The sequence below is a fragment of the Streptomyces sp. NRRL WC-3618 genome (genome assembly GCF_001280005.1).
In the GTDB taxonomy this organism is placed as follows: Bacteria; Actinomycetota; Actinomycetes; order Streptomycetales; family Streptomycetaceae; genus Streptomyces.
In genome coordinates this window covers 1-7,090 of record NZ_LGDW01000128.1, presented here as the reverse complement: position 1 = coordinate 7,090, position 7,090 = coordinate 1, and the positions used below count along the sequence as shown (strand labels likewise).

Sequence of the window (7,090 nt, the reverse complement as noted above, 5' to 3'; positions counted from 1 at the left end):
GGTTGAGGGCGCCGGCGGCGAGGTCGGCGGCGGTGGCGACGGCGAGGGGCGGGCAGTGGAGGTGGGCGGCGCAGTGCGGGTGGGCGGGGTCGGCGGCGCCTTCGGCGAGGGCGCGTACGAGGTCGTGGAGGGCGCCCGGGTCGCCCTTGTCGGGCAGGACGTCGCCGACGGCGTCGCGTAGCCGCTGGGCGACGGTTTCGGGTCCGCCGGCCGGGAGGGGGCCTCCGCGCGCGTGTGCGCCGTCCGCGAGGGCGCCGAGGACCGTGTCGAGCAACGGCCGCAGGGCGTCGGGGCCTTCGGCGCCCGAGGCGAGGGGCGGTGTGCGCATGGTGGTCCTCCCGGGGCGCGTGGCTGGGGAGTTCCAGCTTGGACGGGGGCTGGGGCGACGCGCCCGGGAAGACCAACGATCGGAACCCGAAAGGGGGCACGGGGTTGCCGTTGGGCCGGTGCGGGGGCAGGGGCGTCCCCCGCCCCCCGCGTACCCGTTCCGCGACCGTAGGGGCGTTACGCCTGCTTCTGGGCCCCTTCCCGTACGCGCAGTGCGCGTCCCAGGTCGTCGAGTTGGTCGGCGAGTTTGCGGCGCAGGGACGGTATGGGGGCGGCGTCGCGCAGGCACTCCTCGCCGAGGCGGAGGGTTTCGGGGGTGACGGCGCCCGCCGGGAAGGCCCAGCGGCCGGCGGCGTCGGCCATGGCGGGGCCCCGGCGGGTGGCTACGGCGACGGCGTCGGTCCAGTACCGCTTGACGTACTCCTCGGTGAGGTCGCTCTGTTCGGGCTGCCAGAAGCCCTGGGCGGTGGCGACGAAGAGGTAGTTGGAGAGGGCGTCCGAGGTGAACATCTGTTCCCAGGCGCGGAGTTTGGTCTCGGGGTCGGGCAGGGCGGCGCGGCAGCGGGCGGCGCCTTCCTGTCCGGAGGCGCTGGGATCGCGAGCGAGTTCCGCGTCGATCTCCGTCTCGTTAGTGGCGCCCAGTACGGCGAGCCGGGCCAGGACGCGCCAGCGCAGTTCGGGATCGAGTTCGGGGCCGCCGGGGACGATTCCGTCGGCGAGCCAGGCGGCGATGGTGTCGGGGTGGGCGGCGACGTCGATGAAGTGGCGTACGGCGATGAGGCGCAGGCCGGGGTGGTCGCCGTCCTCGGTGCGGCGGATGAGGTCGCGGCACAGGGAGGCGAGGGTCGCGAGGGCCGCGGGGCGCTGTGCCGGGGACAGGTAGCGGTCGGCGACGAAGGTCGACGCGAACGTGAGGACGCCTTGGACGAGGGCGAGGTCCGTCTCGCGCGGGAGGTGGGCGCGGACGGTCTCCAGATAGTCCGCGGGCGGGAGCTGGCCGTCGCGTACGGCGTCGCGCAGGGCGTTCCAGACGACCGCGCGGGTGAGCGGGTCGGGGAGGCCGGAGAGGGCGGCGCGGACGGTCTTGAAGGACTCGCTGTCGAAGCGGACCTTGGCGTAGGTCAGGTCGCCGTCGTTGACGAGGAGCAGGGCGGGGCGCTTGCCGACCGGGTGCGGGGCGTCCTGAGGGACGTCGAGGTCGACGCGCTCGCGCAGGGCGAGGGTGCCGTCGCCGGCGACGTCGTGGTCGTACAGGCCGACGGTGACGCGGTGGGGTCGGCTGCCGTCGTGGCGGACGCTGAGGGTGTAGCCGCCGGCGTCGCCGTTGGTGAGGCGGGGGGTGAGGGTGTCGACGCCGGTGGTGCGCAGCCAGGCGTCGGCCCAGGCGTGGACGTCGCGTTCCGTGGCGGCGGCGAGGGAGTCGATGAAGTCGGCGAGGGTGGCGTTGCCGAAGCGGTGGCGCGCGAAGTGGGTGTTGATGCCGGCGAGGAAGTCCTTCTCGCCGAGCCAGGCGACGAGTTGACGCAGGGCGGAGGCGCCCTTGGCGTAGGAGATGCCGTCGAAGTTGACGAGGGCGGCGGCGGTGTCCTCGACGGCTTCGGGGGCGACGGGGTGGGTGGAGGGGCGCTGGTCGGCGTCGTAGCCCCAGGCCTTGCGGGAGACGCCGAAGTCGGTCCAGGTGTCGGTGAAGCGGGTGGCTTCGGTGAGGGTCTGGTAGCCCATGTACTCGGCGAAGGACTCGTTGAGCCAGATGTCGTCCCACCACTGGAGGGTGACGAGGTCGCCGAACCACATGTGGGCCATTTCGTGGGCGATGACCATGGCGCGGGTCTGGCGTTCGGTGTCGGTGACGGCGGAACGGTAGACGAACTCGTCGCGGAAGGTGACGAGGCCGGGGTTCTCCATGGCGCCGAAGTTGAACTCGGGGACGAACGCCTGGTCGTAGGAGTCGAAGGGGTAGGGCTCCTCGAACTTCTCGTGGTAGCGGTCGTAGCACGCGCGCGTGATGTCGAGGAGTTCTTCGGCGTCGGTGTCGAGGTGGGGGGCGAGGGAGCGGCGGCAGTGGAGGCCGAAGGGGAGGCCGCGGTGTTCGCTGCGGACGGAGTGCCAGGGGCCGGCGGCGACGGCGACGAGGTAGGTGGAGATGCGGGGGGTGGGGGCGGCCTGCCACAGTCCGTCGGCGGTCTCGGTGGTGATGCCGTTGGCGAGGACGGTCCAGCCCTCGGGGGCGCGCACGGTGAACTCGAAGACGGCCTTGAGGTCGGGCTGGTTGAAGTTGGCGAAGACGGCTGCCGCGTCCTCCAGGGACATCTGGGTGTAGAGGTAGGTCTCGTCGTCGACGGGGTCGGTGAAGCGGTGCATGCCCTCGCCGGTGCGGGAGTAGCGCATCGCGGCGTCCACGCGCAGTTCGTGCTCGCCCTCGGCGAGGCCCGTCAGGGGCAGCCGGCCGTCGGCGAGCGCGGCGGTGTCCAGGGGCTGGCCGTCGAGGGTGGCCGATCGCAGCTCGGCGGGCCTGACCTCGACGAACGTGTCCGCGCCGGTGTGGCCCGCCGTCACCGCGAAGCGGATCACGGTACGGGAGTCGAAGGTGTCGTCGCCGGTGGTGAGGTCGAGTTCGACCGTGTACCGGTGGACGTCCAGGAGGGTGGCACGGGCTTGCGCTTCGTCGCGCGTCAGTACGGACATGGAGGACATGCTGCCTGATGCCGCTGACAGGGCACAGGGGCGGATCGGTACACGGCGTTTGTCCGTCCGCGCGCCCCTGCCTCCGGTGCGGGCCCGTGGGGCCGTTCGTGGTGGCTAGGTTCGGTCGTCCTCGAGGGTGCGGGTGAGGAGGTCGTGGTCCTTGACGCGGGCGCGGAGTTCCCGCACTTCCTGTTCGAGGGCCTGGTGGCGGCGGTGGGCGTCGTAGAGGTAGCGGACCTTGGTGCGCAGGGTCCATGGGTCGATGGGCTTCATGACGAGGTCGGCGACGCCGAGGCGGAAGGCGGTGGAGGTGAGTTCGGCGTCGGGGCCGAAGCCGGTGAGCAGCACGACGGGGATGTGCTGGGTCTGTTCGAGGCGGCGCATGTAGCGCACGACGTCGAGGCCGCTGACGCCGGGCATACGGACGTCGAGCAGCAGGAGGCCGACCTGTCCGCGCAGTACCTGCTTGAGCGCCTCGTCGCCGCTGGTGGCGCGGGCGAGCTGGTAGCCGAGCGGGGCCAGGGCGCTCTCCAGGGCGTACAGGGTGTCCTCGTGGTCGTCGACGATGAGGATCCTGGCATCTGAGGGCATGGCCCGACGTCCCCTCCTGAGTCGACAACCAGCAGTTGCCCGCGGTACTGACGCGCAGTGCTCGTCAGCTGACTACGAGTGCACAAGGAGTGCACAGCGCAGCATGCCCCCGCGGGTGCCCGGCTGTCACGCCCCGGGGGTCAATTCACCGGTGGTTTCCCGCCGTTCAGGGTGTCGTCGGCGATGCGCTCGTGGTGTCTGATCACCTCGGCGATGATGAAGTTGAGGAGTTTCTCGGCGAACGCGGGGTCGAGGTTGGCGCTTTCGGCCAGGCTGCGCAGCCGGGCGATCTGCTGGGCCTCGCGGTTCGGGTCGGCGGGCGGCAGTTGGTGCGCGGCCTTGAGGTGGCCGACCTGCTGGGTGCACTTGAAGCGTTCGGCGAGCATGTGGACGACGGCCGCGTCGATGTTGTCGATGCTCTCGCGCAGCCGGCCGAGTTCCGCGCGGATCGCGGGGTCGACCTCACGGTTGTTACTGGTGGTCATGGGCGTCCACATTACGTGGCATGCGGGAGGCCGCCTCGGGGGGCGTCGGGTTGCGTGATGGGCGCGTGAGGTAGGCGCGATCTCGGTGTTACGTGGTGCGCGGGTGTTCGATCATCGGCGGGTCGGCGGGTCGGCGGGTCGGCGGGGTCGGGGGCGCGGTCGCTCCACACGGCGCCGGCGCCGGCCGACGGGGCCATACAGACGTTGCCCGCCGCGCGTCGCGCAGCCGTGGCCGGCGGGGCCGTCTCGCCCCGCCGGACTCGGGGCTCTACAGGGCGGACGCCGCCCGGGCTATGTCCTTCGCGAACGTGGACACCTGGGAGTAGACGCCGGGTACGCCGGGCCGGGCGCAGCCGTCGCCCCAGCTGACGATGCCGACCTGGATCCAGGCGCCGGTGTCGTCCTTGCGGAACATGGGCCCGCCGGAGTCGCCCTGACAGGTGTCGATGCCGCCCGCCAGGTAGCCGGCGCACAGTTCGTCGCCCGGCACGAGCCGCTTGCCGTAGTGCAGTTTGCAGCCCGCGTCACTGACGTAGGGGACGGTGGCCTTCTGGAGCTTGGTGGTACCGGTGCCGCCGCTCTCCTTGGTGTCGCCCCAGCCCGCGATGGTGAACGTGCCGCGGTTGTACTTGGTGGTCGTGGCGATCTTGAGCGTGGGCTTGTTGATCGGCCGGGCGAGCTTGATGAGCGCCCAGTCCTTGCCGTTGCCGTCGTAGCCCGGGGCCTGGCGGACCTTGGTCGACTTGACCTCGATCGCCCCCGAGGCGTTCAGGTCGGCGACCCCGGCGGTGACGGTGATGTCCGTGTTGGCACCGGAGCCGTCGACGCAGTGGGCGGCGGTCAGGACGACGTCCTTCTTGTAGAGCACGCCGCCGCAGCCCAACGAAAGATGCACCAGCCACGGGAACTCGTTCTGCGCGGCGGGCGTTCCTCCTACGACGGGCGCGGGCGCGGCCTGGGCGGCGAGGGGCTGGAGGCTCGCGATCGCGAGGGCCGCGGCCCCGACCGTCGCGGCCCGCTTGATGAGGGAAAGACCTCTTCCGGCCGACGAGGTGTGGGTCAACGTACGTCCCTTCGTGGGTGTGCGGGGGTGTGATGACAAAGAACGTAAGTATGAAGATCAATGCGGGTGCTGGGCAAGGGCGGATCTCACGTGCCCGCGGTGGAACCGGACGGAAGGAAATCCGCTCTTACTGACGGCACCCGGGCACGTATCGTGGAGAAGAGTTCAGGGCGTCTTGGGGGTACGGACGTGGCGAACGGCGGACCGGTCGAACACGGCTACCCACACCTGGAGACGGTGCGGGCCGCGATCAACGCGCTGTACAAGAGGCTGTCGTACGACACCGTCCAGACCTTCTCGACCAGCGTGGCCCCCGTCGACGTGGCCTTCTGCGACACCGACGACCTGTATCCGGGCGTGCAGCGCGTGGCCCGCGAGATGGTCCGGCACTACCGGCTCCCGGACGCTCGTATGATCGTCGGTTTCCGCGCGATGACCCACGCGGCGAATGTCGAACTAGCGGCGGGGCCCGAGTACTTCATCGAGCTGAACGACCGTTTCCGCACCCATCGCAGGGACATCGGCGCGGCCCTCGCGCACGAGGTGATGCACATCTACCTGCACCGTCTCGACCTGTCCTTCCCGGGGATGCGGGACAACGAGATCCTCACGGACACGGCAGCGGCCTACCTGGGCGCGGGCTGGCTGCTCCTGGACGCCTTCCGTGAGGACGCGACGTCCTCGCAGAAGCTCGGCTATCTCACCCCGGAGGAGTTCGGGTACGTCCTCGCCAAGCGTGCGCTGGTCTTCGACGAGGACCCGGCGATCTGGTTCACCAGCCCGCAGGCGTACACGGCGTACACGGCGGGCATGGAGCTGGCCTGCCGGGACACGCGCCAGCCCCCGCTGACGGCGGCGGGGTGGGCGGGCCGCCGGCGGTACGCACGCGACCGCCGCCATGCCCAGGACCAGCACTCGCCGGCGGCTGCACAGCCGGACGGTGTCCCGTACAGCTTCAGCCCCGCCGGCCGCGAGCAGCACGACGGACAGCAGGGCCACGACCACGACCGGCACGGGGGACACCATCCGCTGCGGGTCTCGTTCCCCTGCCCGACCTGTCACCAGCGCATCCGGGTGCCGGTGCGGGGACGGGTGCGGGCGCGGTGCGGGGTGTGCCGGACGGTGCTGGAGTGCGACACGTGAGATCAAGGAAGCGTGGGGCGTTTCACCCCGAAATCCTTTGCTCCACCGGGCCTTCGGGAGCGAAGGTCGGAAGGTATGAACGGGCGACGACCTCCGAACGGCAGTGAGCGCGATCTCTTCACCGCGGTGTACGAAGGTGACGAGGACGCGGTCGTACGGCTGCTGCGGCTCGGTGTGAGCCCGGAAGCGGTGGACGAGGACGGCCAGACCGCCCTGTACGTGGCGGCGGTGAGTGACGCGCCCGGCATCGTACGGCTGCTGCTGTCCGCCGGTGCCGCGCCCGACCGGCTGAGCGCGGGCTCGGACCTCCCGCTGTGCGGGGCGGCGTGCGGCGGGCACACCGAGGTCGTTCGCGCGCTGCTCGCTTCGGGCGCCGTTCCCGACGCGGTGGAGGCGTTCGGTTTCACGGCCCTGGCCTGGGCCCTGCGATGCGGTCACGCGGCGGTGTCCGAGGCCCTCCTGTCAGCGGGCGCGGACCCGGACCGCCCCGGCCCGACCGGCGAACCCCCACTGGTCACGGCCGCCCGCCGGGGCTCCCCCGCCTGCGTACGGTCCTTGCTGGCGCACGGCGCCGGGTCGAGGGTGGAGGCCCTGACGGAGGCGCGCCGCTGGACGCGGTTGGATGTGGCGACGGAACTCAGGGCGGGGTTGGGGCGCGCCCATGGCTTCGGCGGCGAGTACGTGACGCGGCGTTGGGCGGACGGGGTGTCCGTCGAACTCGTACGGGACGGAAAGGTGGTGGGGGGCGCGGATCAGGGGACCGGGCATGCGGAGATCGTGGGGGTGTTGGAGGGGG

General features: G+C 71.5%; 6 protein-coding genes and 1 pseudogene. 2 read left to right on the top strand and 5 right to left on the bottom strand.

Annotated features, from left to right (window positions below):
- The 5 genes and pseudogenes from ADL01_RS15345 to ADL01_RS15325 all read right to left on the bottom strand — a co-directional run.
- Positions 1 to 328: pseudogene (locus ADL01_RS15345) on the bottom strand (aspartate aminotransferase family protein); the annotation flags it as partial.
- Between the two features lie 176 nt (positions 329 to 504).
- Positions 505 to 3,012, bottom strand: a complete 2,508-nt coding sequence (gene pepN, locus ADL01_RS15340) for an aminopeptidase N (protein ID WP_053742547.1) — start codon at positions 3,010 to 3,012, stop codon at positions 505 to 507.
- A gap of 114 nt (positions 3,013 to 3,126) precedes the next feature.
- Positions 3,127 to 3,603 (bottom strand): response regulator, encoded by a 477-nt coding sequence (locus tag ADL01_RS15335; RefSeq protein WP_053742546.1) that lies wholly within the window; start codon positions 3,601 to 3,603, stop codon positions 3,127 to 3,129.
- 140 nt (positions 3,604 to 3,743) lie between these two features.
- A complete protein-coding gene (locus ADL01_RS15330; protein WP_053742545.1) occupies positions 3,744 to 4,088 on the bottom strand; it encodes a chorismate mutase in 345 nt (114 codons plus the stop codon).
- A gap of 268 nt (positions 4,089 to 4,356) precedes the next feature.
- Entirely contained in the window at positions 4,357 to 5,151 is a 795-nt protein-coding gene (locus ADL01_RS15325) for a S1 family peptidase (RefSeq protein WP_053742544.1), read from the bottom strand.
- Positions 5,152 to 5,340: 189 nt separating this feature from the next.
- On the opposite strand from ADL01_RS15325, the gene ADL01_RS15320 reads away from it, so the two are divergent.
- Entirely contained in the window at positions 5,341 to 6,294 is a 954-nt protein-coding gene (locus ADL01_RS15320; protein WP_053742543.1) for a hypothetical protein, read from the top strand.
- Between the two features lie 75 nt (positions 6,295 to 6,369).
- On the top strand, positions 6,370 to 7,090 hold a 721-nt coding region (locus tag ADL01_RS15315; protein WP_053742542.1), incomplete at its 3' end, for an ankyrin repeat domain-containing protein.

Excerpts from the sequence above, each read along its gene's own strand:
- pepN (WP_053742547.1), bottom strand. The coding sequence starts at position 3,012 with ATGTCCGTACTGACGCGCGACGAAGCGCAAGCCCGTGCCACCCTCCTG.
- ADL01_RS15335 (WP_053742546.1), bottom strand. The coding sequence starts at position 3,603 with ATGCCCTCAGATGCCAGGATCCTCATCGTCGACGACCACGAGGACACC.
- ADL01_RS15330 (WP_053742545.1), bottom strand. The coding sequence starts at position 4,088 with ATGACCACCAGTAACAACCGTGAGGTCGACCCCGCGATCCGCGCGGAA.